General features: G+C 69.9%; 23 protein-coding genes. 9 read left to right on the top strand and 14 right to left on the bottom strand.

All coding sequences use genetic code 11. The features are described from left to right. Positions 1 to 189 precede the first annotated feature (189 nt). The gene (locus ACQPYX_RS11085; RefSeq protein ID WP_433802960.1) at positions 190 to 996 is read right to left on the bottom strand and encodes a hypothetical protein; all 807 of its coding nucleotides are present in this window, start codon (positions 994 to 996) and stop codon (positions 190 to 192) included. Between the two features lie 231 nt (positions 997 to 1,227). Between ACQPYX_RS11085 and ACQPYX_RS11080 the strand changes: the two genes are divergently transcribed. Beyond that, positions 1,228 to 3,048 carry a DUF262 domain-containing protein gene (locus tag ACQPYX_RS11080; protein ID WP_433802959.1) on the top strand — a complete coding sequence of 607 codons (1,821 nt, stop codon included), beginning with the start codon at positions 1,228 to 1,230 and terminating at the stop codon, positions 3,046 to 3,048. A gap of 2 nt (positions 3,049 to 3,050) precedes the next feature. Beyond that, positions 3,051 to 3,644 (top strand): uracil-DNA glycosylase family protein, encoded by a 594-nt coding sequence (locus ACQPYX_RS11075; RefSeq protein ID WP_433802958.1) that lies wholly within the window; start codon positions 3,051 to 3,053, stop codon positions 3,642 to 3,644. A gap of 90 nt (positions 3,645 to 3,734) precedes the next feature. Here ACQPYX_RS11075 and ACQPYX_RS11070 read toward each other — a convergent pair whose 3' ends face one another. Further along, a complete protein-coding gene (locus tag ACQPYX_RS11070; RefSeq protein ID WP_433802957.1) occupies positions 3,735 to 4,265 on the bottom strand; it encodes a hypothetical protein in 531 nt (176 codons plus the stop codon). Further along, positions 4,262 to 5,128: a neutral zinc metallopeptidase gene (locus ACQPYX_RS11065; RefSeq protein ID WP_433802956.1), complete on the bottom strand. Its 867-nt coding sequence runs from the start codon at positions 5,126 to 5,128 to the stop codon at positions 4,262 to 4,264. Before ACQPYX_RS11065 ends, ACQPYX_RS11070 begins: the two co-directional genes overlap by 4 nt. Before the next feature lie 478 nt (positions 5,129 to 5,606). On the opposite strand from ACQPYX_RS11065, the gene ACQPYX_RS11060 reads away from it, so the two are divergent. After that, the gene (locus ACQPYX_RS11060) at positions 5,607 to 6,824 is read left to right on the top strand and encodes a hypothetical protein (protein WP_433802955.1); all 1,218 of its coding nucleotides are present in this window, start codon (positions 5,607 to 5,609) and stop codon (positions 6,822 to 6,824) included. Positions 6,825 to 6,918: 94 nt separating this feature from the next. Here ACQPYX_RS11060 and ACQPYX_RS11055 read toward each other — a convergent pair whose 3' ends face one another. The 3 genes from ACQPYX_RS11055 to ACQPYX_RS11045 form a co-directional block, all read right to left on the bottom strand. Continuing rightward, on the bottom strand, positions 6,919 to 7,584 hold the full coding sequence (locus ACQPYX_RS11055; protein ID WP_433802954.1) for a hypothetical protein: 666 nt from the start codon (positions 7,582 to 7,584) through the stop codon (positions 6,919 to 6,921). 1 nt (position 7,585) lies between these two features. After that, entirely contained in the window at positions 7,586 to 8,206 is a 621-nt protein-coding gene (locus tag ACQPYX_RS11050) for a hypothetical protein (protein WP_433802953.1), read from the bottom strand. A 278-nt stretch (positions 8,207 to 8,484) separates the two neighbouring features. Further along, positions 8,485 to 10,362 carry a hypothetical protein gene (locus ACQPYX_RS11045; RefSeq protein ID WP_433802952.1) on the bottom strand — a complete coding sequence of 626 codons (1,878 nt, stop codon included), beginning with the start codon at positions 10,360 to 10,362 and terminating at the stop codon, positions 8,485 to 8,487. Between the two features lie 229 nt (positions 10,363 to 10,591). On the opposite strand from ACQPYX_RS11045, the gene ACQPYX_RS11040 reads away from it, so the two are divergent. After that, positions 10,592 to 13,477, top strand: a complete 2,886-nt coding sequence (locus tag ACQPYX_RS11040; protein ID WP_433802951.1) for an ATP-binding protein — start codon at positions 10,592 to 10,594, stop codon at positions 13,475 to 13,477. A gap of 77 nt (positions 13,478 to 13,554) precedes the next feature. Next, positions 13,555 to 13,911 (top strand): hypothetical protein, encoded by a 357-nt coding sequence (locus ACQPYX_RS11035; RefSeq protein WP_433802950.1) that lies wholly within the window; start codon positions 13,555 to 13,557, stop codon positions 13,909 to 13,911. A gap of 28 nt (positions 13,912 to 13,939) precedes the next feature. Here the strand turns inward: ACQPYX_RS11035 and ACQPYX_RS11030 are convergent, their stop codons facing one another. Next, complete coding sequence (locus ACQPYX_RS11030) at positions 13,940 to 15,124, bottom strand: hypothetical protein (protein WP_433802949.1); 1,185 nt, start codon at positions 15,122 to 15,124, stop codon at positions 13,940 to 13,942. A gap of 748 nt (positions 15,125 to 15,872) precedes the next feature. Between ACQPYX_RS11030 and ACQPYX_RS11025 the strand changes: the two genes are divergently transcribed. Further along, entirely contained in the window at positions 15,873 to 16,265 is a 393-nt protein-coding gene (locus ACQPYX_RS11025) for a hypothetical protein (RefSeq protein ID WP_433802948.1), read from the top strand. Positions 16,266 to 16,426: 161 nt separating this feature from the next. On the opposite strand, the gene ACQPYX_RS11020 is transcribed toward ACQPYX_RS11025, so the two are convergent. The 3 genes from ACQPYX_RS11020 to ACQPYX_RS11010 form a co-directional block, all read right to left on the bottom strand. After that, positions 16,427 to 17,014: a hypothetical protein gene (locus ACQPYX_RS11020; RefSeq protein ID WP_433802947.1), complete on the bottom strand. Its 588-nt coding sequence runs from the start codon at positions 17,012 to 17,014 to the stop codon at positions 16,427 to 16,429. A gap of 66 nt (positions 17,015 to 17,080) precedes the next feature. Further along, entirely contained in the window at positions 17,081 to 17,833 is a 753-nt protein-coding gene (locus tag ACQPYX_RS11015) for a hypothetical protein (protein ID WP_433802946.1), read from the bottom strand. Positions 17,834 to 18,121: 288 nt separating this feature from the next. Continuing rightward, complete coding sequence (locus ACQPYX_RS11010) at positions 18,122 to 20,851, bottom strand: Ig-like domain-containing protein (protein ID WP_433802945.1); 2,730 nt, start codon at positions 20,849 to 20,851, stop codon at positions 18,122 to 18,124. Between the two features lie 76 nt (positions 20,852 to 20,927). On the opposite strand from ACQPYX_RS11010, the gene ACQPYX_RS11005 reads away from it, so the two are divergent. Beyond that, entirely contained in the window at positions 20,928 to 21,806 is an 879-nt protein-coding gene (locus tag ACQPYX_RS11005) for a hypothetical protein (protein WP_433802944.1), read from the top strand. Here the strand turns inward: ACQPYX_RS11005 and ACQPYX_RS11000 are convergent. Together ACQPYX_RS11000 and ACQPYX_RS10995 are read right to left on the bottom strand one after the other, a co-directional pair. Further along, positions 21,734 to 22,180 carry a hypothetical protein gene (locus tag ACQPYX_RS11000; protein ID WP_433802943.1) on the bottom strand — a complete coding sequence of 149 codons (447 nt, stop codon included), beginning with the start codon at positions 22,178 to 22,180 and terminating at the stop codon, positions 21,734 to 21,736. The two genes, ACQPYX_RS11005 and ACQPYX_RS11000, sit on opposite strands and share 73 nt — an antisense overlap. 134 nt (positions 22,181 to 22,314) lie before the next feature. After that, on the bottom strand, positions 22,315 to 22,608 hold the full coding sequence (locus tag ACQPYX_RS10995; RefSeq protein WP_433802942.1) for a hypothetical protein: 294 nt from the start codon (positions 22,606 to 22,608) through the stop codon (positions 22,315 to 22,317). A gap of 22 nt (positions 22,609 to 22,630) precedes the next feature. Here ACQPYX_RS10995 and ACQPYX_RS10990 point away from each other — a divergent pair, with 22 nt between their 5' ends. Both ACQPYX_RS10990 and ACQPYX_RS10985 read left to right on the top strand, forming a co-directional pair. Next, positions 22,631 to 23,506 carry an FHA domain-containing protein gene (locus tag ACQPYX_RS10990; RefSeq protein ID WP_433802941.1) on the top strand — a complete coding sequence of 292 codons (876 nt, stop codon included), beginning with the start codon at positions 22,631 to 22,633 and terminating at the stop codon, positions 23,504 to 23,506. Between the two features lie 140 nt (positions 23,507 to 23,646). Further along, a complete protein-coding gene (locus ACQPYX_RS10985; RefSeq protein WP_433802940.1) occupies positions 23,647 to 24,411 on the top strand; it encodes a hypothetical protein in 765 nt (254 codons plus the stop codon). 25 nt (positions 24,412 to 24,436) lie between these two features. Here ACQPYX_RS10985 and galE read toward each other — a convergent pair whose 3' ends face one another. Continuing rightward, positions 24,437 to 25,396: a UDP-glucose 4-epimerase GalE gene (gene galE / locus ACQPYX_RS10980; RefSeq protein ID WP_433802939.1), complete on the bottom strand. Its 960-nt coding sequence runs from the start codon at positions 25,394 to 25,396 to the stop codon at positions 24,437 to 24,439. 186 nt (positions 25,397 to 25,582) lie between these two features. Continuing rightward, a complete protein-coding gene (locus tag ACQPYX_RS10975) occupies positions 25,583 to 26,479 on the bottom strand; it encodes a glycosyltransferase family 2 protein (RefSeq protein ID WP_433802938.1) in 897 nt (298 codons plus the stop codon). Between the last annotated feature and the right edge of the window lie 22 nt (positions 26,480 to 26,501).

The following is a 26,501-nucleotide window of genomic DNA, read 5'->3' as shown; positions in this document are numbered from 1 at the left end:
GATGCGAACCCGACATCGGCGACTTCCTCCGTCAGGTCAGGCAAGCCGCGAACGTCCCTGAAGGCACGTCCGTCCTCCGGAATCTTGACGTGCTGGTCTGGATGGCTCAGAGGGATCGAGACAACTGAGGCCTAGCTCCGATCCGTCGTTCCCGGGGCTGCCCGAAGATCGACGTTCTGCTCTGGGGCGTCACTGCTTGGTCCAGACGCAGGAACCACTGATCTTGACGTACTTGTCCGACGACTTGATCTCGAGAATGCCCTGGCCCTCGACGTTCTCGTTGTCGATGATCGACCCGATCCCGCCGTCGAGGTTGCGGAGCCGCTCGTAGTAGCAGCGCCCGGAACTCACGGTCTTGTACGTGCCGGGCTGGACCTCGCTGCCCACCTCATAGGTGCCGGCCGTCAGAGTTCCGCCGGACGTCGTCGTGCCGGCCTGGGCTCCGGACTCTGCGGCACCGTTGGTGGACGATCCGGCGGTGTAGAGCAGGAACGACGTCGCGCCGTTGATGACGGTCCCCGGAGCGGGCACGGAGCTCGTGACGATCTCGTTGGCAGCGGCCGCGCCGCCTGGTGCCGACACCGATGTCGAACCGCCGAGCTGTCCGCGCAGGATGTCCGCGGCGGTCTGCGCGGTCTGTCCGCGGAAGTCGGGCATGTACATCGACCCGTACGGGAGTGGCGTGGTCGAGGTGCTGCTCGGACGGCTCGCAGCGCTCTCCGGCTTCGAGGTGACCGCGACGGTGATGGCAGCCGTGGCGGCGATGAGCACGACGGCGGTGACGACACCAATCCCGATCCAGGTCCACGCTGCGACCCCGCGCCTGGGATGGTGCGAGGCAGGTGCCGCGGGGGCCGACCCCGGAGCCCATGAGGGCTGATGATCGACCCCGTCACGCCCCAGGTTCTCAGTGGGCCAGCGGGGACCCGGGACGTCGGGACGAGCCGTGTCGATGCTCGTCCTGAGTGGGTTCTCGTCCGGCGCCTGAGTGCTCATGTCGTCCCCCTCTTCCTCGCTGATCAGCGAAGTACCGGAGGAGACGTCGAGGGGCGGATGGGCCTGGTTACAGCGATTCCTGGCGGATCGGCCCTTTCGTAGGGCGTTCGAGATGTGGGCGCGTTCTCTTCGTGACCATCAGGTCCGGGGGATGCGAGCGAACGCCTGGCCGGAGAGCGTGACAGTCGACCTCGTAAGGTCACGAACAGGTCACGGACGCGAGGGGGACACGTGGACGCCAGCGCACGCATGCCGCGGGATCTGTTCGACAGCAAGCTGATCTACGAGATCCCGACGTTCCAACGGCCCTACGTGTGGACCGAGGAGAACCAGTGGCAGCCGCTCTGGGACGACGTCACCCGCGTCGCCGAGGCCGTCGAGCAGGCCGACGACGAGGGCGTGCGGCGGCTCCCGGCGCACTTCCTCGGGGCCGTCGTCGTCAAGCAGGCCCCGGCTCTCCCTGGTGACCTGCAGCGGTACGCGGTGATCGACGGCCAGCAGCGACTGACGACGTTGCAGGTCCTCCTCGACGCCGCAGCCGTCGTCATCGCGAAGCACGGTCACGACGCCGATGCCGAGAGCATCGAGGAACTGATCCTCAACAAGGCACGCCGTTTCGCGGGCACGCCCGAACGCTTCAAGCTGCGTCCCTCGCGCGTGGACCGTGCGGCCTTCGAAGCCGCGATGGACGACGACGTCCAGCCCGGCGAGGAGCTGCGACGCTCGCAGATCGTCGGCGCCCACGACTTCTTTCTCACCGCGATCGAGGAGTGGGCGTCGGAGTCCACCGACCCGGCGTCGAGACTGAGCGCCCTGACCCACGTCCTGCGCAGCAAGCTCGGCGTCGTGTCGATCCTGCTCGCCGAGAACGACGACGAGCAGCTCATCTTCGAGACCCTCAACGACCGCGGCACCCCGCTCCTCGGCGCGGACCTGATCAAGAACCACGTCTTTGGCGCGGGCGAGCGACTGCAGGCCGACGTGGACCGGTGGAACGAGGAGTACTGGCGCGACCTCGACGACGGCTGGTGGCGCGAGCGGGTCAGCCAGGGCCGGCTCTACCGCTCGCGGATCGACCTCTTCGTGCAGTACTGGCTGACGATGCGGACGCGACAGGAGATCTACGCCGAGGAGATCGCCCGCGAGTTCCGGGAGTACGCGAGCGAGCACTTCACCGATCTCGCGCGCGCCGAGGCACTCCTGCGGGAGTTCCGCCGCGACGCCGACACCTTCCGCGAGTTCGCGCAGATGGACACCGACAGCCCGCGTGGCCGCTTCTACTCGGTGGTGGTGGAGAACCTGGAGCTCGGCGCGACCACTCCGCTGCTGCTCTGGCTCATCAGCCGGAACCGCAGCGTCCCGACCGAGCAGATCGACCGTGCGCTCGGCGCCGTCGAGAGTTGGGCGGTGCGCCGGACACTCCTGCGTCGGGTGATGAAGGACGTCAACAAGATGGTCGTCGCGCTGCTCGACGCCGTGGAGTCCGCCGGCCCGGAGCGAGCCGGCGACGAGACCGTCGCCTTCCTGTCCCGGCAGAGCTCCGACGCGCGGGTGTGGCCCACCGACCGCGAGGTCCTCGACGAGCTCCCGACGATCCGCGCCTACGGCAACATCAACCAGCGCCGACTGCGGCTCGTCCTCGGGGCGATCGAGCGGTACTGGCGCACCGCATGGCACGGCGACGTCTCGCTGCCCGATCGGCTCGACATCGAGCACGTGATGCCGCGCCGCTGGCGAAATCACTGGGCTCAGGACGTCGCCTCCGACCCGGAGCGGGCGTCCCGGCGCGACCGCCTCGTCGACACCATCGGCAACCTCACGCTGGTCACTCGGCGGCTCAACGCGTCGCTGTCCGACCGTGCCTGGCAGGGCACCGAGTCCCGCCCCGGCAAGCACGACCTGCTCGAGCGGTTCAACTTGTTCGTCCTGAACAAGAAGCTGCTCGACGGCCACGCGGAAGAATGGACGGACGACGACATCGTCGGGCGGAGCCTCGAGCTCGCCGGCGCCGTCGTGGAGATGTGGCCGCGGGACCCGGCCGGAATCGTCTGACCGTGGAGTCGTTCGAGAACGACAAGCCGTGGGTGCTCGACCGCAAGCGGGCGCGGCTCCATGAACCCCACATCGCCCCCCTCGTCTCCCTGGCGGACCGCGTCGCCGCCGAGCGCGGCCTGAACCCTGGCGCCGTGCCCTACCCCGATCCCGACCACGGCGGCACCCGCGCTCGCGTGCTGTTCGTGCTGTCCCATCCCGGCGCGGCGGCGCCCGACACGCGCTTCCTGTCCCTCGGCAACCCGGACAGCAGTGCGTGGCTCTGCCTGCAGCACTGCGTGCGCGTGGGTCTGCCGCTCGACACGATCACGCACTGGAACGCAGTGCCCTTTCCGATCGCCGGGAAGACGCCGAGCGGCACCGAGAAGCGGCAGGGCGCGCCGTGGCTGCGTCGCCTCGTCGACCTCCTCCCCGACCTCGAGGTCGTCTGCCTGCTCGGCGCGCCGGCCCGCGACGCCTGGCCGCTCGCCTTCCCGACGACGAGCCCGTGCCGCGTGGTCGAGGGGCCCAGCCCCGGTCCGCCCCGCATCAACCATCGCGGGGTGAAGGAGGAACTGGCCGCGACCTTCGACGAGGTCGCCGCTGCTCGGGGATGATCGGCTCCTGCCGAATGGCCGGAACGTCCGAACCCCTGCAACGAAACCACGACCTGCGTCGATCCGCGACCGCCCGGGGGTCGGAGGCGATCAGTCGGAGCAGGTCCGCTTCACGAGGTCGCAGGAGTAGCCGACCGGCCAGAGCACAGTCCCTGCCCCCGCTCCCCAGCGGACTCGCGCGTTGACCTTGACGGCGACCACGCGGGTATCGCGCGAGAGGTCGAGATGACCGTCGGTCACGTACACCGTCCCGTTCACCGCCGGCGAGTTGAGCGGCATGTACTGCCACGTCGGGGAGGCGCTCGTCCGGTACGCCACGGAGGTCGACGCGATGTCCGCGCCCTTCTGTGTCACACCGTCGTCGCGGAAACTCACACCGACCCTGAGGTCTCCGTGGTCGCAGCGGTCGAGAGCGGACACCGTGACGTACATGCGCCAGGTGACGGGCAGCCCCTGGCCGAGCCAGGCGAAGCCGGGGTCCTCGGCATGAAGGCGCGTACGCGTGCAGTCGGCGTCGGCAGCGTGCGCTGTCGACGCGCTGAGCGCCAGGCCCAGTGCTGCTGCACCGAGCACACCGACGAGACGCCGGACGACCCGTCGCCTCCGTGACGTGCCGCTCATGCCCGGACCCCCGGCCAGTAGGCGTTGATGCACATCGCCGGCGCACCGTTGTCGTAACCCATCTCGAAGGCGTACTTGCGTTCGGCCGGCGAGCCGTGCGGGTCGGCCCCGCCGGTCTCCGCGTCCCCGATGCTCTCCAGGGCCGCCACGGCCTCCTCCTTGTCCGTGTCGGTCAGATAACCGCTGTAGTACGCGGTGTTGGCCCAGACTCCGGCGAAACAGTCGGCGATCAGCTCCTTCTCCTTCAGGCGCACGGGCCGACCGAAGGCGTCGACCCCGACGATCTCGGGCAGGCGGGCCTGTCGCCGAAGCTCGTCCTGCACGTGGTGGCCGAACTCGTGAGCCACGATGGTCGCGGCGGCGAAGTCGCCGACCTGGGCGGACTGGCGACCGAAGATCGATCCGTCCCACATGTTCATGAAGGTGTCGACAGGAAGGATGATCGCACCGGGATCGGCCGGGTCTCCGTCGATCCCGCAGTAGTAGGCATTCGGATGGGCCGAGGTGATCGGAGTCGACAAGCAACGGCTCTGGAACTGGTAGCCCGGCGTGACGATCTGGTAGGACACGAAGGGTTCGCGGAGCCCGACCGATGTCAGGTAGGACGTCCACACTCGGTCAGCGTCGAGCACGACGGCCTGGAGCTGCGCCGCGACCGTCTCGGTCGTGAGCATCTCGGCTGCCTGTCCACCGTCGAACACCGCGCCGGAAGGCGCCTGCGGCACCTCGGTGTCCCCGATCTCGTCGAGTGGGCTCTGCGCTGGAACGGACAGCGCCTGCGACGTCATGGCGTACGTCGGCGGAGCCGCACATCCTCCGACCACGAGTGCCATCATTCCGGCCGCCAACAGCCCGAGCACCATCCTGGAACGAGTACGCGACATGACTTCTCCCTTTGGCCATCGATCCGTCCGGCGGCGTCGCAGACAATAGGTAGGGGTGAACATCGCCTCCGCCTCTGTCCGCTCGGCCGGTGATGGAATAAGTCTGTTGCACGATTCGACACCGACATATCGCGGCTTGGTCAGAGCTCCTGTCGACTCCGGACAGGGTTGTCTTACCTCGAGGTAAGCCCCGCTCGGGACGAGGCTCAGGGGCCCCGTCGACGAGCGACGTCACGAGGACTGCGTCACTCCAGGGAAAGAAACTGCACCCTGCCGATGAGCGGGTCCACGGTCCGAGCGTAGGCATCCACTACGGCGTTTCCAGATGTCTGAGGAAGGTAGACGGCGGGCCCTCGGCGACCCCCTAACGGCGTCGTTTCCTTCGCAGAGTCGGGTGGCCACCTCCCTTCGAAGCATAGGAAAGGCGCCCGAAAGGGCGAGCTGATGTCGTACCGCCGTGCCCTCGAACGGAACGAAAGACTCGATCGACGCGTCGACGACCCTCGCCGATCCCAAGACCGCGAAGGCTCCCGACCCGTCCGGGGCGAAAGTCGCCGAGCCGAATGCCGCGAAAGAGCCCGCGATGGCCGCCGAGTCCCTGCGCGAACTCGTCACCCGCGTGCGGCAGCGCTACGACACACAGACGACGTGGACCGTCGGGGCACTCGTCGCGGTGGGGACGCTCGTCTTCGGATCCCTCCCCTTCGCGAATGCGGCCGGCCAGGACTTCTTCCCACTGTTCGGCGACACTCTGGGGGGCGGCCTGTTCTTGTCGGCTATCGGCATCGGCCTGGTGCTGTGGGCGCGGTCCCGGACCCTCGAACCGCAGGACGCCTCGCTCGGTGAGCTCCAGATGACGCTGGCGAGGTTCGATGCATCGAAGATGACGTGGTGGAAGAACGGGTTTCTCCGGTGGTTCCGACCCACCGTCGACGCGAACTACGAGATTTACCGGATCCTCGAGAGCGACGACGCGAACGCGCACCTCGGCCCCGGGATATCCGGCCGCACACCGGCCGAGAAGGTCAAGGCCCTGGTCAGGCGGATCGGGGAGCTGGAGAGCACGTCCCTCGATCACACGAAGGACGTCGCTGGGGACGAGGCCGGGCGGGCCCTGGCGCGCACGGCCCTCGCCGATGTGGCGAGCGCCCTGAAGCAGCGGGCCGCCGACGCCGGCAGCCCGAGCCGCTGGCTCGAGCTCCAGAACGGCCATATCGGTCGTCTCGCCGAGTCCGGTCGCCAGCAGGTGGCGAAGGGCCGGGGTGACGCAGAGCTCGAGATATACCTCGGCCACCGGGAGCTGCTGCTCGCCGAATCGGCGATCGCCCAGGTTCGCGGCACCTTCCGAGCAGGACGGATGCTGCTGCTCGTCGGCGGGCTGCTCACCCTGCTCGGTGCAGCGATCTACACGGCCGATCTCCCGGCGAAGGCCGGAGCGCCCGCCGCCACGCCCCCCGCGCTCGGCACCGCAACGCCGATCACCGTCGCCGTGCGGCCTGGGAACACCCGGCTCGACAGCGGATGCCGGGGAACCCTCGCGGGATACCGGCTCGCGCCGACGGGCGAGATCACCCAGGCCGGCCGCGACGGACCCTTCACTGTCTTCGTCACCTCACCTGCCACCTGCACGGGTCAGATCGAGTTCGCCGAGGACGAGGCCGACGGTATTCCGTGAACGGGATCGGCGACCTCCAGGTGCTTCGGCCGGTTGCGGTCATCGCCGCGCGATCCGAGCCGCCACCGACGTCGGCCAGCCGGGTCGGGCGGTCTCAGGCCCCGAGCTGCAACTGCGGAGACCGCAGCGACGACGGGTAGTGCGCGGCGGCCTTCGACAGCCAGCCCTCCGGCAGCCAGGTACCCGTCAGCACCTGGTGGTGCGTTGGGAAGCGCCGCATCGCCCAGAGGACGAAGACCAGCTCCGACCAGTCCGACGTGAGGATGATCTGCTCCGAGCCCTGCGGCTGGAGCTGCAACTGTCTCGGCGTCACCATGTCGGCCATGACGATGTCGAACCAGCTCCAGCTGGAGATTCCACGATCGTTGCGGAGGTAGGCCCCGGCACCGGTGACGAAGAGAGTCCCGGCGTCGACGTTGTACCAGCGGGGGGTTGCGGCGGCCTCGGCCGCCTTCCGACGCGACGAGTTGCCGACCGCCCGCCCGGCGGCCATTCCCGCGCCCAGCGCCAGGCCGAACAGCCCGCCCCCGAAGACGGCCCCACTGTGGTGCATGTAGCTGCCGTCGCCCGCCGCGAAGAACCGCGCGATCTCGTACGTTCCACCCGCCCAGAACTCCTCGCTCGGGTCGTAGGCCGGAGGGAATGGCGCCGTGAAGCGCCGGGGAGGGTCGACCGGACCGCCGCGTGCCAGCTGTGCGGCGATCTCGCACGTCATCCAGAGCGCCGAGTCGTGCTCGGTCCAACCCGAGGCGTCGGTCATGTCAGGTGCCCTTCTCATCGTGGTGGCCGAACTGCGTTCGCAGGGCGCGGCCGACCTCGTCGACCCGAGACCGCGCGTACTGCCCGAGACCGGCGTCCCACGCGTCGACCATGCGGTCGACCGTGTAGCCGTCCCCGCCGGGGACGCCGATGTCGACGGCCGTCCCGAGAGCCGCCTTGCCGAACGCCTGGGCGGTGTCTGCGACCTTCTCCCACCGCGTACGGTCGTCCTTCTCCCCGCCGGGTTCCGCTTCCTCGGTGGGCGGCGACGGGTCGCTGTCGGCGGGCGCGGGCGATTTGCCCGCGTCCTCCTGCACAGGGTCATCGTCCTTCTCCCCGGTGACCGACCGGACCTCGAGCGCAGCATCGGGGTCGGCCGACTCGTCCGGGGAGGGCGACGTCTCGACGACCGCAGGCGATCGCTCCGCATCTGAGTCGGCGAGCTGCACACGGTCCGGCTCCCTCAGCACCTTCGAGTCCGGCTCAGTCAGGGCCGTCTCGTCCGGTGCCATCAGGGAGTTCTCACCCGGCTCGGAGAGCGGAGAGCGGTCGTCGGGAGTGCGTTCGGCGTCCGGCGACGCAGGAGAGGTGTCCGGGACCGTTGAGGGAGGCGTGTCCAGCACCCGGACGTCGCGCGGTTCCTGCTCCGCCGGCTCGGTGGGACGTAGCGACCCGTCGCCCGGGCCCGTCGGCTCGAGGCCCGCCTTCCGGTCCTGGAAGGCCTGCAGGCCGGCCTCGAACTCCGCTGTCGGGCGCAGGCTGCCGTCGCCGGGCGGCGGGCCGTCGCCGGACGAGTCACGCGGCGGGGTGCGTTCGAGGCGGTCCGACGGCGAGGGCGGGTCGGGCGGCTTCGGGGGTTCGGGCGGACGCGGGGCGTCGCTGCCCTCGCGGAGCTGCTCACTCATCGCTCGGCCCCCGCGAGCGGGTGGGCGCTGAGGCGCGGCGCCTGGACGAGCGCGGGGTTGCAGTCGCCGGCGACGGCCCGCCGCCCCGTCGGCCCCACGTCGACCAGGACGAAGCAGCTCGGGGCGAGCTCCTGGAAGGCGGTCGGCTCCAAGGCGAAGTCGTAGGAGCGCTGGATGACCGTGCCGTCCGTCTCGGCCCGCGCCGTGCTGAAGGAGCTGCCGACCGACTCGGAGCTCGAGACCGAGACCGACTCGCCGTAGTTGGTGCCGTGGTTGCTGTGACCACCGCCGGCCCCGAAGCCGCCGCCGGAGTTCTGGCCGTAGCTCCGGCCCTCCGTCACACCGTTGGTGCTCGTGTGCGAGGTGCCGCGGGTGGTGGTGTTGCCGACCGAGCGTGAGATCTGGCCGAGGACGTACCGGTGCTGCCGGCCGACGAAGGACGCGGCCGCCTCGGCGTCCTGCGGATTGCCGAGCCTCATGAAGATCGTGGCGGCGTCGGCGCGCCCGACGAGGTCGCGGGCTTCGTCGCGCAGGTTCTCGAACAGCAGCACGAGCCGCACACCCGCGCGAGCGGCACGGCGGGCGAGGCTCTCCACCCGGTCACGGCCGACGTCGTCGGCGCCGACGACCACGAGGACAGGACGCGGAGGCCAGCGCTCCGATCGCCCGAGATCGTCGATGACGAGCTGGACCAGGAGCCGTTCGGCGATGGCACGCCGCCAGTCCGAGTCGCTCTCGGTGGTGAGCACCGCCAGACCGTCCGCCGGCCAAAGTGCGGCGTCCGCGTCGGCGGGCTCGTCGGTGACGAGCAGCCCGAGCTCCAGGCTCAGGTGCCGCAACTCCTCGCGGGCCCGCTCGCTCTGACCGACCACGACGTCCACCGCACCGGCGAGGCGTCCGACCTCCTCCGGCGAGAGTGGCCCGTCATCGTCGTGGGCTGAACGCAGCACGTCGAGGCCGGCGACGATCCGGCGAAGGTCAGGCTGTCCGTCGAGACGGCGGGTGACGGCGTGCAGGAGGTCGACGTCGAGGGCGCGCGAGGCCTGGGCCTCACTGCGGCTCCGCACCGCGAGGACCGCCTCCGCCAGCACCTCGGCGAGCTCCTGCGGAGCCAGCCGGGCGAGCAGACCGTCCACCAGGTCCGGACCGTGCCCGAGCCGTACCGCGACGCCCCCCGCATCGGCGTAGCGGGCGAGCGAACTCGCGACCTCCCGGAAGTCCAGGCACAGCACGGTGCTGCCCTCCGCCAACGCGGTGCATCCCATCGTCGTCAGCAGGCACTCCCACCCGCGTCCGGCTCCCCCGTAGACGTCGACCCGGGTCGCCGAACGGGAGAGGAGCAGCGGGAAGTGCTGCTGGGCCGAGGCGACCCGCTGCGTCTCGGCCGCATCCCAGGCCGACCGGCGCTGGTGGTGGACGACCTCGTGCCGTCGGAAGGCCTCCCGTGCCTCAGCCAGCTGACGGGTGTGCGCCTGCTGCGCACGGTTCACCTCGGACACCGCGCTGCGGTGCCCGACGATGCCGGTCCCGAAGAACGCAGCGCTGACGAGCAGGAACACGAGGAACGTCACGACGTGTGAGGCGGAGGCCCCGGAGACGAGACCGAGCAGGAACACCGCGCTCCCGATCACGACGAACTTGGTCAGTCGGCGCTTCGCCTGCTCACGGCGGTGGACGAGACCCCGGAGGTCGGGCGGCCAGGGCTCGTACCAGCGGGGCTCCGCCTCGCCGTAGGCCGCCGCGGGTGGCGTCTCGACGAACTGCCAGCCCCAGCGTTCGGGCGCAGCGGCGAGCTGCCTCGCCAGGGCCCGATCGCGAGGATCGAGGGCCGTCGAGTACGAGTCGAGCGTGCGTGCCGGTCCGGCAGGCGCCACGTCCCCATCCCCCCACGTGCAGCAGGAGCGTCGTCCGAACGCCCCGGCACCGATGTCCAGGGTGTCGTTCGGGTCGACCGGACCGGGTCGTTACCGCGACCCAGTGGCACATCACTCCAACAGCGCAACGCGTTCGCTCGAACAGACGTACGCGCCGTATGACGTGTGCTCGATAGACAGCGGCAGGTGTTCGAGCTCCCGGAGACGTGGGGCGTGCGGGAGGGGTCACGTGGGCGGGTCAGGGTCGTTCGACGACATGCGCTGGTACCGCTTCCGCTCGCTCCCCCGTCCACCCCGGGACCCGGCGACGCCCGATCGCACGCGTGCGCAGCTCTTCGCGGCCCTCACCGCTGCCCACGCCTCCCTCGACGGCGCCGTCGATGCGCGCCTCGGTCTGGGGTGGTGGCGAGCGCCCGACGGTGCGGTGCGGGTCGCCCTCGGAGCGGCTCCCGTTCTCCCGCTGGTCATCGGCGGCGATCCCGACGACGGGTCCGGCGCGCCCGTGCTCTACCCACCGGGGTCGCGGGTGGAGCCGCTGGGTCCCGAGGAGGTCGACGGGGAGCTCGGGGCGTTCCCGCACTGGGTCGCCTGCGGTGGCCAGGCGGATGCCCTGTGGACGGCCGGTCTGCGTCGCGACACCGACCGGGACCCGATCCGCGGCGGCTTCGAGGACTACGCCATCCACCTGCCGCACCCGTTCGCCTGGCTCGTGATCGCCTCGCCCGTCGACGCGGGGGCACTGGAACGTGAGATCACCGGCCTCGAGGCGCGCTTCCCCGCCATGCGCCTCAAGATCAGCTCGGAGAAGGACCGTGTCGAGCTCGAGCGATCGGAGCGCCGGTACCGCGATCTCGTCCGAGCCCGGGCTGCCGGCTCGTGGGACATCCGCATCGCGGCGGGTGGCCGGACGCCGGGCGAGGCGCGCTCGACGGCGGCGGTGCTGTGCTCGGCGTCCGAGTTCGACGACGTGCCGTTCGTCCTGGTCCCCGACGCCGACACGACCGACCTCGGCTCGTGCCTGTCCGCGCCACGCACCCTGCGGGGCGGCGCGACGACACCGTTCCGAGCCGGCTCCGAGGTCCTCCTCGCCGCGGCGCCCACGCCGTCGGAGGAGCTCCCGGGCATCCGGCTCGTGGACACCCACACCTTCGACCTCACCGTCGAGGGCGACTCCGGGCCCGGCTGGTCGCTGGGCACGATCCTCGACCGCGCCGAGCAGCCGGCGGGGCCCTACCGCATCGCGCGGGCAAGCCTCAACCGACACGCGTTCGTCTGCGGCGCGACCGGCTCCGGCAAGTCCCAGACCGTGCGCTCGCTGCTCGAGGCGCTCGCAAGCGGTCCTGCCCCGGTCCCCTGGCTCGCCGTCGAGCCCGCGAAGAGCGAGTACGCCCGGATGGCCGGGCGGCTCGGTCCGGGTGCGGTCACGGTGATCCGGCCCGGTGACCCGGACGCTGTGCCGGCCTGCCTCAACCCCCTCGAGCCCGAACCGGGGTTTCCCCTGCAGGCCCACGCCGATCTGGTCCGTGCGCTGTTCCTCGCGGCCTTCGAGGTGACCGAGCCCTTCCCGCAGGTGCTCGGGCGCGCGCTCACCGAGGTCTACGCGGAGTCCGGGTGGGACCTGCTGACCGGGGAACCCCGCCCCGCGCATGCTCCACGGCTGCGTCGCACCGATACGCCACAGCCCGCCCGCCCCCGCTATCCCGGCCTGCGTGACCTGCAGGGCGCCGCCCGTCGGGTCGTCGAGCAGATCGGCTACGGCCCGGAGGTCGCCGCCAACGTCCGCGGTTTCGTCGACGTCCGGATCGGCAGCCTGCGTTCCGGGACGCCCGGCCGCTTCTTCGACGGCGGGCACCCCCTCGACGTCGCCGGCCTGCTGCGTCGCAACGTGGTCCTCGAACTCGACGGCGTCACCAACGACGCGGACAAGGCGTTCGTCATCGGCGTGGTCCTGATCCGGATCGTCGAGCACCTCCGCGTCCACCCGCAGGCCCGGCCGGGGCTCCGGCACGTCCTCGTCGTCGAGGAGGCCCATCGGCTGCTCAAGAACGTCACCGAGGGCCCGGCGGCGGGTGCGATCGAGCTCTTCGCCTCCCTGATCGCCGAGATCCGCGCCTACGGCGAGGGGGTCGCGGTCGTCGAGCAAATCCCGTCCAAGATCCTTCCCGACGTCGTCAAGAACACCGCCGTCAAGATCGTCCACCGCCTCCCCGCGGCCGAGGACCGGGAGACGGTCGGCGCGACGATCAACCTCTCCCCCACCGACTCCGAGCTCGTCGTGGCGCTCCCGCCCGGTCGAGCGGCGGCCGCGAACGACGGCATGGACCGCCCGGTCCTGGTCGCGTTCCCGCTCGGGGAGGAGCGCGAGTCCGACCACGGGGTACGCCGCGACCCGCCCCTGGCGCGGACCCGGAGCCCGTTCTGCCCGGCCTCGTGTAAGACACGGCCGTGCACGGCCCGCCGCCTCAACGACGCGGACCACCACGCGTACACACCGGTACTCGTGGTGTGGGTGGAGGCCGTGACGATGTGCCTCCTGCTCGGACTGCGGACTCCCGCACCCTCGCGCCGCACGATGACAGAGCTCGTCGACGTCCCGTCCGAGGACCTGCACTGCGCGTTGCTGCACGCCGCCGAACGCGCGGTCGACGCCCGCCGCCCCCTGCTGCGCGGGTGGGTCGACGCGCACGGCTTCACCGAGCGTCTCCTCGGCGAGATCGGTGGACTCCTCGGCGGCGGGCCCCTCGACGACGACTGGCTGCGCTGGACCGCCGGGCCGCGACGCTTCCAGCAGGTCGAGGAGGACCTGCACGCCCGTCCGCCGGCCGATCCCTTCGTTCCCGACGACGGGTGGCTCGCGCTCGGCGTCGACCTCGACGCCCCGACCGCCGGGGAAGCGCTCGCACAGCTCCGGCGCCTCCCCGCGTTCCAGCCGGGCGGCGACCGCGTGGTCGCCGGCGACCTGGACGCCAGCGCGCTGCGCGACGCGGTCCGCGACCTCGGGGGCGGCACCTCACGTCGGGCGCTCGAGACCGCCCTCGCCGCAGCCGTCGGCCGTTCCCGCCTCGTCGAACTCCTCCTCCTGCACACCGCCCACCTCATCGCCACGGAGGCGTGATGCCCGCCGACCACACCAGCCCCGAGAGGTCCGCGCCGTCGACCGAGCTCCCGCCTCCGTCGCCGGACGCTCGCAGCGTGCAGACGGAGCCGCGCTCCGAACAGCCCGAGCAGGAGGTTCAGACGGTGTCGGGCTGGAGGAAGGTCGCCTTCTTCGGCGCCGCACTGGTGGCCGGCTTCCGCGGCATCGGAGGTGACGCGCCGATCCAGGAACACGACACCCCGCAGCCCCGCCCGCAGCCGACCGAGCTCTCGATCCGCGCGGCCCCGGGACCGCGGATCGAGCAGCCGAAGGAGGACGCCGACAGCTTCCCCGAGATCGTCCTCGGTGTCGCCGATGAAGCTGGCAAGGCCGTCGCCGGGATCGGTACGCAGGGCGCCGAGCAGATCAGCGCTCACTACGGCCGGAAGAACGAGGACGACGAAAAGGCCTGACGATGTCGAGCACGTCAGCTCCGGGGGCTCACGCCGTGCGTCCGCTCGCCGAGGTCACGACATCGCCGGACGGGTGGTGTCCACGCAGGGTCTCGACCGCGAGGCCGATCAGGCTCGCCAGCAGTCCCAGCACGAAGGGCACGACGACATAGAGCCCGACGAGGACGTCGAACACGTTGCCGGCGAACAGGGCGGTCACGAGGTCGCCTGCCGCGCACCACCAGGCGAAGGCCCCGCCGATGAGGAGGACCATCCCGCCGACGAGGGACAGACCGCCGTACAGGGCCAACCAGCGAGGAGCCGGACGCCGGCGAAGACGGTCCGCGACGGCGGCACGAGCCCGAGGAGCGAGATCGGGTTCGTCGAGGTGATCGGCGAGCGCCCAGTGCCCGTCGAGTTCGAGGATCGGCAGCGCGTTGGTGACCAGGTCGACCAGGCCGATCACGGCCAGTCTCCAGAACACCGCGGTGATCAGTGCACTGCTCGAGAGATGTGCCGTGATGGCCAGGAGGCTGATCGAGACGACGTCGACGGCCAGACCGACCAGTGCCTGCACCACCCGTGCCCGACGCGGTAGGTGGAGAGCATCGGTGGAGTCCACGTAGTAACTGACCGAACCCCAGTAGAACCCGACCCCGGCGCGTCGAGGCCTCCCGCCGTAGTGGACGAGTGCAACGGCGTGGGCGAGTTCGTGGGCGGCCGCCATGGCGAGGACGACGACGAAGCCCAGCAGTCCATCCAGCGCCGGGTGCGAGCTCACGGTCGGTCCGGAGGGGCGACCGAGCGCCAGAGCGACGACTCCGCCCAGCACGACGACACCGAGCACGACGAGCCCTACCCGACTGAGGAGGACGGGGACGAGGTGTCGGTCGATGAACCGCGCAGGCGCCTCGATGCCCGAGAACTCGAGCCCTGCGCGGGTGAGAGCCCACGATCGCGACCGTGCCTGGTCGCCGTCAGCCTCGGTTCGAGGCCTTGCGACACCGGAAGGCTCGCTGTCGACCAGGACGCCCGCCGCGAGCATCTGGTCGATCAGCTCGGACCCGGGCAGCACTGTCAGTGAGGACGAGCGCGCGGCAGCGTCGAGAGTGGCGGCGAGTCGATCGCGGCTGTCGCCGACGACGAATTGCGCGGCGATCTCTGCGGCGCCGGGATGTTCGAGCAGGATCGCGTCGGCGTCGTCGGAAGCGAACACGAGACCGCGCTTGCTCACACGCCACCGCGTGTCATCGCCGAAACGAATCATCATCTTCCCAACGGATCGTCCATCTCCGCGTCAAGCGACGCAGTAGGACTCTGGCATCTCGGGAACGGATCGACCCTGACCAGAAGGTAAGAGAGTGCTTACTCGACCACCACAGTACTCAAACTTTGGGCGGACAGCTTTTCGTCGTTGCACCGCGGCATACTCGTAACCGACGTCGCAAGAATGAGAACACGGAGGTGCTCGACGATGCTGTCCCGAACTTCACGCCGCACGCGCGGTCGGCGTCTTCCCTGATCGGACCGACAACGATGGACACAGAGCGAAGGAGGTGAATTTTGTGCTGACTCACGTCAATCGTCGGAGCCGCGGCCGCCGTACCCCCTGAGACCCATCCGGCGCCCGCCGGTCGAGTCTGTCGAGAGCCCCGACGAGGCCCGGAAAGGGCTCGTCGGGGCTTTCGTGCGCCATGCCTCCGACCTCGTGGTCTTACCTGCCGGGAAGAAGACTCTTACCCCCGCCGTGGAAGACCCTGCCTGCGCCGGTCATAGGCCTTCTCCGCGCCGAACGGCAGGCTCGTACCTATCAGCACACCACACGAACACGGGAGCACGTGATGACTGACCGATCCACCATCGTCACCGGCGAAGCAGCCGAGTCCACCCGCACCGGCGGCTTGCGGCGACTGAAGCGTCGAACCACACGTGGTCGTCGGACCGGCGGGTGAACCCGAGAATCACCTCGAGGAGGAGAAACCGTGAAGAAGATTCTGAGCACCCTTGCCGTAACTCTCTCGATCGCCGCCGCGACTCTCTCGGCGTCTCTCGTCAATACTCCGGCAGCACACGCGGGATGCGATTGGCGCTACAACGTCTGGTGCGTTCCCCCGGCTCCGAGACTCGAACTCAGGGCCCCGTCGTGGCCCGACCCTCGTCCGCCCCTGGCCGCGAAGAACAGCGCCTGGTGCACTCAGGGGTTCATCTACGCGTCCGAGTATTCAGGCTGGGCGCGAGTGGATGCGGACAAGGTGAACAAGAGGATGTGGCCCGACTACTACCACTACGGCTACGTCTATGTGGTGGCCTATCGCGGAACCTGGGTCCAACCCGACCATGACCGGGGGTACACCACCGTCGACTGCGACGCCTGAATGAGGTCGCAACAGCCTGACCACCTATGGCGTCGCAACCCACCGAGTGGGTCATGACGTTCGATCACGGGTCGAACGATTCGGGCCGGGAGTACGCGACAATGGCTGCTTGTGTTCGACGATGTGTGCGCCGGTCGAGCCCGGCGCTTCCGAGCAGTGAGTCACCCTCGATCGGCGTCTCCGCTCAGATTCTCGGCATCCGCTTGGTCTCTTGCCTCAACCAGTCGACCATCGTGACTGCGGACCCACCACAGGCCTGAGGAATCGCGGAACGAGCATGCGAGATGGACCCGGCCGGCAGCGAGAAGTTCGCCGAGATCGTGTCCCTCGACGAGGGTATGAAGCACCCTCGATGCTCGTGGGAGGACTCTCGGTACAGAAGTGGGGGCGAGAACGTTGTACGGGACGCGTGCTGCCCCCTCCGGACCGATCATGACGATGGAGACCGAGTACAGCGGTAGGGAGCTCGCGTTGCTGAAGCGCACGACCGACGACACGGAGTGCGGGAGCCCTTCGAAGATGAGCGGCTCCTTCTCTTCGAACTCCACCCACAACGCCAGCTTCGTCGCCTCCGCCCTCCTCTCCCGTTCGGAGCCTGCTCTTTGTTCGGCGCGTAGAGACTCGACCTGGAGCTGCTGGGCACGATTCGATCGGACCGCCGCGAGCGCGGCGACGCCCGCGAAGCCGAGAGCGGAAACAGCTCCGACACCGGCCAGCCAGTCAGGCACCGAGCCCCAGTCGATCGACATCAATGCAGCATAACCGTGACCATGCCAGCCACCGATCGGCCGGCGGTGGTTTCGCGGTCTGTCGATTTATGGGGCCGAAGAGCCGGCAGGTTCCGCGGGGAGCGGACGGGGAGCCGAGCCCGGGTTCTGCACGTTCTCGCCCGTCCGGAACAGGTATCGCCGCACGGCTCGCACCACGGGGAGGGCGGTGTCGACCTCCCACGCCTCCAACATGACGTCGTCGGGGGCGGAGGCACGAAGCCAGGAGATATCGTCCTCGGCAAAGGCGCCGAGGTGTTCGGCGAGCGACCCGTTGGCAGCCTCGTCCAGGTGAGCGAGAAGTGCCTCGCCGAACGCGGGGCGGCCGGTGCCGACGGCGAGGAGGAAGCGCGCGAGGGCTAGCTGGGGCAGGTCGGCGAGCTCGGCCTTGAGCAGCCGATAGGTGTTGAGAAAGCGCTTGAGCACCCGCGGCGAGCGCGCGAGCAAGGGAGCGAGGTCGAGCAGCGCGTGACGCTCCGAGTTCGAGACGTCGAGCGCAAACGGCACCACCGTCGCTGACCCAGGGACCGAGGCCGTCGCCGCCTCTTCGACCGCTCGACGCGGAGGACTTGAGCTGTCGCCTGGCTGCTCGACGGACGGCACCTCACGTTCCGCGCGTGGCCCAGTCGGGGCATCCGAGGTGTGGATCGACCCGTCATCCGGACGTGCCACCGGCCCGAGCAACGCGTCGAGCATCGACCGGGATGTCCTCGCGTCGAGCGCGTCGACCCACTTCGGGAGTTGGAAGATCTTCTCGAGGTAGTCGTGCGGAGTGATCCGACCGTCCGCGAGCTGAGACAACCCGACGGCGGTCGAGTCCGTGTGTCGCCGTACGCGACGGAGGTCTTCCATCGCACTGGCACGGGACCGAGGGCACCTGGAGGAGATACGGAGCTTCTCCACATCCCGCACGATCACGCGGGTGTCTCGGCAATCGACCGCCGCGCGTTGGCTCTGTCGAACACATCCACCCGGATGCCGCAGCGCAACGCGCGCCCGTGCTGCACCGCGCACTCGTCCGCCGTGGAACGCCCTGCGGCTGGAGCACGGCCGTCGCGCCTTCGCCGACTGCGGCGAATCGCTGCCGCCTCACGCCAGTGCGGACCCGCCGTCGTCGTCCCCGACGCTGTCGAGCTCGATGACCGTCGCCGTGCCGTCGCGCTGGTTGAGCACGTAGGCGTACCGGCCGTTCGCGCTGAAGCGGATGCCGCTCGGTGACGGGACCGGCACGGACGAGCGCGAGCCGTCAGCGAGGTCGATGAACACGACCTCGCCGTCGTCCGGCCCCGTGCCGTAGGCGAACACGTACCCGAAGCGGCCGTCCGGGGTGAACTCGACCTCGCTCGCGTAGGGGCCGGCGGTGAAGGTCGTGGCCGTGGAGTCCGACCGGTCGATCACGGTCACCGTCGACCCGTCCGCCGTGCGGTCGCTGATCAGGAACGCGCGGGTCCCGTCGGGGCTGAAGGTCACGGTGTAGGCGCCGGAGCCGAGCGCGATCCGCTGGGCCTGACCCGTCGCGACGTCGACGACGGTGACGGCACCCGACCCGAGCGACTCGCCGTCGGGACCGCCTCCCCACTGCCCGGGGTCGACGTAGAACGCCTGCCTGCCGTCCCGGCTGAAGACGGGCGTCGTCCCCGCGGAGGTCCCCACGGCCACCGTCGTGGTGGACCCGTCCGAGGTGTCGATCATGGAGACGACGCCGTCCCAGTTCGTGAGGAAGGCACGGCTCCCGTCGGGGCTGAAGGTCACGTCGTTGACGTAGACGGGCCCGACGAAGGTCCGGGTGCTGTCGTCGGCAACGCTGATCAGCGTCAGCGGAGAGCCCTCGGGCTCCCACCCCAACAGGTAGGCGTGCGAACCGTCCGGGGTGAACCCGAACCGGCCGTAGCTGTCGAGGGTCGCCACCGAGTCGTCGGCGACGTCGATGATCGTCAGCCGGTCGAGGTCCTGGACGTAGAACTTCGAGCCGTCCGGTGCGAACTGCGCGCTGAGGACGGTGCTGTGGGCGTAGTCGGTCGTGTCGATGGTGTCGACGAGGACGCCTCGCGCGGTGTCGATGATCGTGACGGTGCCGTCCTGACGGTCGACGAGGTACCCGCGTGTTCCGCCCGCAGACATCTGCATGGGGTCCGGGGCGGTGCCGAGGTCGATCGTCGCGAAGGAGTGGTCGGCGGTGTCGATCACCGTCAGCCGCTGGTCGCCCCCGCCGTAGATGTTGCTCACGAACGCGTACCGGCCGTCGGCGCCGAACTGGATCCAGGACGGGTACCGCCCGACGGGGATGACGTCCACGGAGTCGTCCGCGGTGTCGATGACGGTGACCGTCCCGTCCACGGCCTGGGTGTCCACCACGTACGTGTACCGACCGTCCGGCCCGAACACAGGCTGGCCGTAGCCCGGCACACTGCCGATCACGGTGTGGGTGGCGGTGTCGATGACGACCGTCCGCCCGTCGGTGATGCTGGGCATGTAGGCGCGGCGCCCGTCCGGGCTGAAGGTCAGGTACTGCGGACTGGGCGTCTCGATGGTCGTCAGGGACCCGTTCGCCGTGTCCACGACGTAGACCGTGTCGCCGAGCTGGTCGCTCAGGTAGGCGTGGCGGCCGTCCGGCGCGAAGTAGACCCCGCCGTGCGGTCCCTGCGCCTCGATGGTGCGGACGACGGAGTCGGTGGCGGTGTCGATCACCGTGATCGCGGCGGGATCGCTGTAGTAGCTCTCGTCGGTCCGACTCGTCACGAAGGCGAGCCCCCCGTCGGGGCTGAAGAGCACCTCGTCCACGCGGCCGGGGACCGCGATGCTGCTGATCAGCGTGTTGCTCCCGGCGTCGATGACCGTGATGACGGTGCCGCTGGGCGCCGGGGCGTCCAACGCGGCGAACGTCCTCGCCGTCGCGAGGCTCGACCCACCGGCGCCGACGGCGTAGAGCCGGCGCCCGTCCGGGCTCGCGTACAGCGACTGCGGTCCGGTCCCCACCGGGATCGCCGCCACGACCTCCGCGGGGCCGGGGTCGACGACGACGGTCACCGGGACCGACACCGCCTCGCCCCGGCCGTCGGAGACCAGGACCTCGAAGGTGACGGTGTCGGTGCCGGGCGTCCCCGCCGCCACGCGCCGGGCAGCCGCGGTCGGGGTGAAGGTGTACGTGCCGGTCGCCCGGTCCACGGTCACCGTCCCGACCCCGGGCTGGCCCACGACCGTGAACTCCAACGGGTCCCCGTCGTCGTCGCGGACCCCGAGGCTCCCCGTCACGACCCCGGTCATCCGCTCGGTCGTCGGTACCGGCGGGACGCTCGGGACGACCGGCGGGGTGTTGGTCGCGGGTGAGGCCACGACGACCGGCACGGTCACCGCGATCGCGTGGGGCCCGAACAGTCGATCAGCCAGCACCGGGTGATGGCGCCCCAGCAGGCCGCGCAGCGCGTCCGTGGCCTGACCCCGCCCTGGAGCGTTGTCGCGGACGAGCACGGTGAAGGAGTCGGTGCCACCGGTACGCGCCAGCGCCGCGTCCGCGGTGTAGACGAAGGTGCCGTCCGGGTTCACGACGACCGCGCCGCGTGCGGGCTGCCCGACGATGGAGTAGGTGAGCCGGTCCCCGTCCGGATCCGTCGCGTTGAGGTTCCCGGTGACCTGGCCGGTGGTGCTCGGTGCCTGGGTCGGGCTCGCGGACGGACTCTGGTTGAACACCGACCCGCCGCGGCGGAACAGCGCCCACTGCGCGAGCAGCAAGGCACTCGAGGGCGCCGCCGGAGCGGTCGGCGTGGTCGGCCCCGACGGCGGGAGGACACCGGCGAGGCCCAGGGCGATGCGGGTCAGCACGTTCTGTACCGCGACGCGCGTGACCTGGTTCGTGCGGGTCCCCCGCTGATCCTCGGCTCGGCCGGTCCGTGCGACCGTGCCGGCCTCGCGCTCCGGTCCCTTCCCGACGGCGGGTCGCGCCGCCGGCTTTGCCGCTCGAGCCGCCGGTGGAGCCGAAGGCGCAGCAGCCGGCTGCGGGGCCGGGGCCACGGCGGCGTTCGCGGAGGACGACGAAGTCGCCGAGGAGATCGGATCGGCCTGCGGGACGGGTGTCGAGGTGGTCGTCCGGGTCGGCGTCGGCGCCGCATCCTTCGCCCGCTCCGGCGCCGCTTTCGGGGTCGAGGCCGGCTCCGGCCGTCGGCTCGGTTCGGACGCGGACGTCGGGGCTGGCGCCGAGGGCTGCGTCGTCGCCTCGTCCTCGGTCTCGTCCTCGGTGGCATCCGACGACGACGTGCCGGACTCCTCGCTCTGCGGGCTGTCGTCGGTCGCGCCGTCAGCCGCGGACGGCTCCGCCGCCTCGTCCCCCTCCCCTGCCGCGAACTGCACCACTGCCGGCGCGGTCGTCGCACTCGCCTCCGGCACCCCGCCCTGCAGGAACACCCCGGCGCCGACGGCGGCCACGAACGTGGTGCGGGCGGCGTACGTCGCGACCGTGCGCGGCCGCTTCGCCCGCCGCGCGGCCTTCCGCGCACGCGCGGCCTCCACGCGGCGCGGCCCGCTCCTGGTCCTGACGGGCTTCTTCACCGGACTCCCCCTCGTCACGGCGACGGAGCCGGGCTCAACACTCTCCGTCGCCTCCTACCACGACTATCAGGCCATTCGTGGCTTTCGGCGGCCTCTCATCAGAGGACTCTCGCCGAGAGTCACCACCGAGGAAGGCCAGACCAGCTCGCGCAGCTGGATTCAGCCGGAGGCCTTGGCCGCCCAGCAGACCAACGCCACGGTTGACCGCTCCGCCGGGTCGGGGCTCCGGTAGGCCGCCTCCAGCTGCTGGGCCAGCGTGACGGTGTCGACGAACAGGCCGAACCGCGGAAGCCCGGTCAGCCCACCGAGCCCTCGCTCCTCGAGCGCGTCGGCCAGGGTCTGGTCGACCGTGCCCTCGGTCAACGAGTCGCAGGCTGCCTCGACCACCGCGTCGCGCACCGGACCCTGTGTCCGTTCGTTGGCCTGTCTCAGGGACGTCAACCACGGAGGGCGGACCGGCGTGGCCCCCTGAGCGACGTCCGTGATGTCTCTCGACGACGTTCCCACCGACCGCGCCAGCTCGTCGACCGATGCCGCCGGCAGCCGCACCGAGCGCGCAGCTGGGCCGGCAGCTGCCACGATGTCCGGGACGATGTTGATGATCACACCTCCACCACTGGAGGCCGCCGCGGTGGTCAACGCCACTCCGATGACCGCGCTCGTCCCGACAGCGATTCTCCACCACATCGACCACGGACGATTCTTGCCCATGTCCTTCTCCCTTCTCCTGGTGGTGCGGCTCAGACGCCGCTGGACTGATGGATCGCGTTCTCGGCCGCGACCTCCTGGGCCACGATCACGCGGTAGTAGCCGTACACCGCCGCGATGACAGCGCCGGCGAGCACGCCGTAGTCACCCAGCACCACGGCCAGCGCGAGAAAGATTCCCACCGGGAGAATGAGGTCGATGATGTTGCGGAAGTAGACGGCCAGCCCGATTCCGCCGAACACCAAGCCGATCCCCGCCGCTACACCGGCGTTCTTCCCGTGCGGGGCGGGGAGCTTGCGCATGAGGGTCTCGATAGCGTCGATCACGACTTCTCCTCAAGAAGGGGTGGTGGCCGCGTTCCCGCCGCTTCGGCGGGACCTGCTGTGCTTGACACGGGAAATTCTGCTGCGGCGCGCAGCCCAGAAGAATCGCCGGCAAGCCACCAATGGCACCGACTCCGGTAAGGGTCGTGTCACCTTCCCGCCAGGGTGCTGCGGGCCTCCGAGACGAGGCGGCCGACCCGTCTCGCCCGGCGTGCCGTCGGTGCCGCACACTTGGAGGAGCCGGACCGAGACCAGCGCGCAAGGGGGATCCGTGGCCGAAGACTCGGTCTCCGACACCGACACAGCGACCTCGACGCCGAGCTTCCTCGAGGTGTCACGGCCCGGCGGCACCGAGGTGGTCCTGCTGGTCGGCACGACCATGACCATCGGGCGCGCGCCCAGCAACAACGTGGTCCTCGCGCACGACGGCCACGTGTCCTCCCTGCACGCCGTGATGCAGGCCTACGGGACCAGCTGGGCCATCCGCGACCTGGGCAGCACCAACGGCACGGTTGTCGCCGGCGAGCGGCTACTCACCGAACGTGCCCTCCGCCACGGCGACATCATCATGATCGGCAGTACCCGTGTGACCTACCGCGGTCCGGACACCGGCCGCGCTGCAGATCGGACCAACACCCGGCGCAGCGCCCCGGAGCTCACGCGTCGTGAGCGGGACGTCCTGCACGCACTCTGCCGACCCCTGGCCTCCGACGCGGTCTTCCGTGAGCCCGCGACCGCTCGCGACATCGCCGCGGCCCTCGTCGTCACCGAAGCCGCCGTCAAGCAGCACCTCCTGCGGCTCTACGACAAGTTCGAGCTGGACCCCGCCAGCACCCGTCGCCGCGTCGAATTGGCGAACGAGGCACTCCAGCGCGGAGCGGTGAATCCCGCCGATCTGTAGCCCGGTCCGGGCGAGGCTTACCGTTCGGACACACAAGCCTTACCCAATTGCGACAGAGACCTCGTGGTCGGAGTCATGGGAACGGTTCTCGACGCGCGACAGGGTTCTTCCCAGTCCCAGCGACGAGGAGGAGCCTCACCATGTCGAACACCGCGACCACCACGGCGACGCACGAGCCCAGGCGTAGCGGGTCCCGTGCATTCACCCGCATCGTGCTTCCGGTCGTGCTCGCCGGGGGTATCGGTCTGGCCGGCGGCGTCGGATACGCCACCATCGCCCACCAGGAAGCGCTGATCTCGGACGCCTCCCCCGCTGCGAGCGGCCACCCCGCTAAGACCCGCCCGGCAAGGCCCGCCCCTGTCGCCGCCGCGACCCGCCCGAGCGGTTCCCAGACGGCGCATGCCGACGGCGAGACGGACCTCGGGGCCGGATCCGGCTCGAGGGCCGACGCGGTGCCGACGACCGGGAACGGCGGGTCCGGCACGGACACCACTGCGGATGAGGACACCGCCGGCGAGCAGAGCGCCGCCGACACGGAAGCCGTCACGACCGACGAAAGCGATACGACGACGAACACGGTCACCGGCAGGGGTGTCACTCCGCCCGCTCCGGAGACGGAGACCCCCGCCGAGACTCCGCCGGCAGCAACGGTGCCCGCCGCCCCAAGTTTGGCCGGCCCGGTTCCGGCCGGCTCCGCGCCGACCGCCACCCGGATCGACGAGAACCACACGTCGCTGAACTACGTCCCGGAGCAGGTGCCGAGCTCGAGCAGCACCGGAGCAACTGACGGCTATCCGCAGACCCGCGCGCAGAGCCAGCACTACGAGCAGCAGGCCAAGATCACCCAGTCCATCCAGGACACGATCACCTGCACAATCGGATGTGTCCGCGTCGTCGGACACTGACCACACGGTGCGCTCCGCCCCATCCCTAACGGAATCCCGGCCGGCTGTCGGTCATCGCATCGATCCCTCGGGCGGCTTGCCACCCCAGGACGTCCGCGATCCGCGACGCGTCGGCCACCACGCGGGCCGGGTCGCCCGGACGACGGCCGACGATCTCGTAGGGCACCTGCTCCCCCCGCGCCGCCGACACCGCGGCGATCACCTCGAGCACGCTCGTCCCCGCGTTGCGCCCCACGTTCAGCGCGCCCGGGGACCGCCCCTCCAGCAGCGCCGCGGCCGCCGCGACGTGGGCCTCGGCGAGGTCGGAGACGTGCACGTAGTCGCGCAGGCACGTGCCGTCCGGCGTCGGCCAGTCGTCCCCGAACACCTTCACCGGTTCACCGGTCCGCGCCGCGCGCTCGACCAGCGGCAGCAGGTTCGTCGCGCCCCGGTCGGCGAGCGTCGCCGACGCCGTGCCCGCCACGTTGAAGTAGCGCAGCGCCGTCCAGCCCAGGCCCTCGGCCTCGGCGTGCCGGCGCACCGCCCACTCCCCCGCCAGCTTCGTCTCGCCGTAGGGGCTGGTCGGCAGGGTCGGGTGGTCCTCGGCGACCGGCTCGGCGGACGTCTCGCCGTACACCGCCGCGCTCGAGGAATACAGGAAGCGCCCGATGCCCGCCGCCGTCGCGGCGCGCAGCATCGCGACCGTCCCGCCCACGTTGTGCTCGAAGTAGGTCAGCGGCTCCGCCACCGACTCCGGCACCGACTTCTTCGCCGCCAGGTGCACCACCCCCGCCACGTCCCGACGACGGGTCAGGTCGGCCAGGACCGTCCCGAGTTCCGGGTCGAGCAGGTCGTGGTGAAGCAGCTCGACGTCGTCGGGCAGGCGTTCACGCAGACCGGTGGACAGGTCGTCGAGGACGACCGCGTCGTGGCCGGCGGCCCGCAGCGCCCGCAGCACGTGCGAGCCGATGTACCCGGCACCGCCGGTCAGCAGCCAAGCACACATGGTTTGTCCTCACGTTCATAGTGCGGAATAACGATGTCGACGGCCTATCGACCAATTTAAATAGTGCCATCAACAAAGGAATCTCCTGCGTGACAAGGATGGACACGTCTCACGCAGACAGATAGATGCGCCCTACGCGAGCATAGGTAGGTCAGGTCTGACGAATCGATCTGAGGACAGAGCCCTTCACCTGCCGTCGAAAGTCGGATCCGTGACACGACCCGGGGAGTCCTGCCCCCGCAAGACATCGTGCAAGGCACGGGCGTTGCCCTTTAACCTTCCGACTCGATCGAACCTTCGCGGGCGATCACGCACCAGGCCCGCTAGATTGCCCAGCACCCGCATGCAGATCGATCGAATGCATTCACGGCGACTAAAAACCCCAACTCTGAGCAGGTGCGCCGGATTCGCAATCTGCGAATATCCGAGACGGGCCTCATTGACCCGCCCTCCCCTCACACCCCGATGAACACCCACCGCTCCAGAGATCCTGGCTAGATTGCCATGACGACCAGCACGGATGGAAATGTCACGGTCCTCGAGCCAACCGTAAAGAGGGAGAGCTTCGTCAAATTTCTCTAACTCGAGAAGTGACGACCTCATAACCATGTTACAACCGTAGAGCTTATCCGGATGATTCCAGGCGAGATCAGGCGTGCGAACGCCCGCGTCAGCATAAGATTCAAGTACCGATGCCGCCTCCGCCCATGACAGCTCACCGACGGCCGCCCCATCCGCGAGGACGACACCATCTGCAGCAATCAGCGACTCGAAGTCCTCGAACGCTTGAACAGATCGCTCGAGATAGGTCTCATGGGGCAAGAAGTCATCATCGAAGAAGGCGATGAGGTCGTGGTCTTGAGAAACGGCGTCGATACCAACATTTCTCTGCTTCGTGAGCCCTTTCGGAGAGATCACAACACGGAAGGGCGAGTCTTCTGCAACGTCCTTAGGCGCGTCTTCCAGGCCTGGAACGCTGAGGACGACGCTTATAGGGACTAGAGTCTGGCGGGCAAGCGCCTGCAGGCATTGGGTCACCACGGCTGGCCTTCCCGCCGACGCGATTACAACTGCGACTCTCACGCATGACTCTCAATCGCCGGGG

The sequence above is a fragment of the Actinomycetospora sp. CA-084318 genome (assembly GCF_050955885.1).
GTDB lineage: Bacteria > Actinomycetota > Actinomycetes > Mycobacteriales > Pseudonocardiaceae > Actinomycetospora.
This window is presented reverse-complemented; position numbering and strand designations above follow the sequence as displayed.

Bases quoted from the DNA above. Each gene is read 5' to 3' on its own strand.
- ACQPYX_RS11070 (WP_433802957.1), bottom strand. From the start codon at position 4,265: ATGAGCGGCACGTCACGGAGGCGACGGGTCGTCCGGCGTCTCGTCGGT.
- ACQPYX_RS11020 (WP_433802947.1), bottom strand. From the start codon at position 17,014: ATGTCGATCGACTGGGGCTCGGTGCCTGACTGGCTGGCCGGTGTCGGA.
- ACQPYX_RS11065 (WP_433802956.1), bottom strand. From the start codon at position 5,128: ATGGTGCTCGGGCTGTTGGCGGCCGGAATGATGGCACTCGTGGTCGGA.
- ACQPYX_RS10985 (WP_433802940.1), top strand. From the start codon at position 23,647: ATGTCGAACACCGCGACCACCACGGCGACGCACGAGCCCAGGCGTAGC.
- ACQPYX_RS11085 (WP_433802960.1), bottom strand. From the start codon at position 996: ATGAGCACTCAGGCGCCGGACGAGAACCCACTCAGGACGAGCATCGAC.
- ACQPYX_RS11055 (WP_433802954.1), bottom strand. From the start codon at position 7,584: ATGACCGACGCCTCGGGTTGGACCGAGCACGACTCGGCGCTCTGGATG.
- galE (WP_433802939.1), bottom strand. From the start codon at position 25,396: ATGTGTGCTTGGCTGCTGACCGGCGGTGCCGGGTACATCGGCTCGCAC.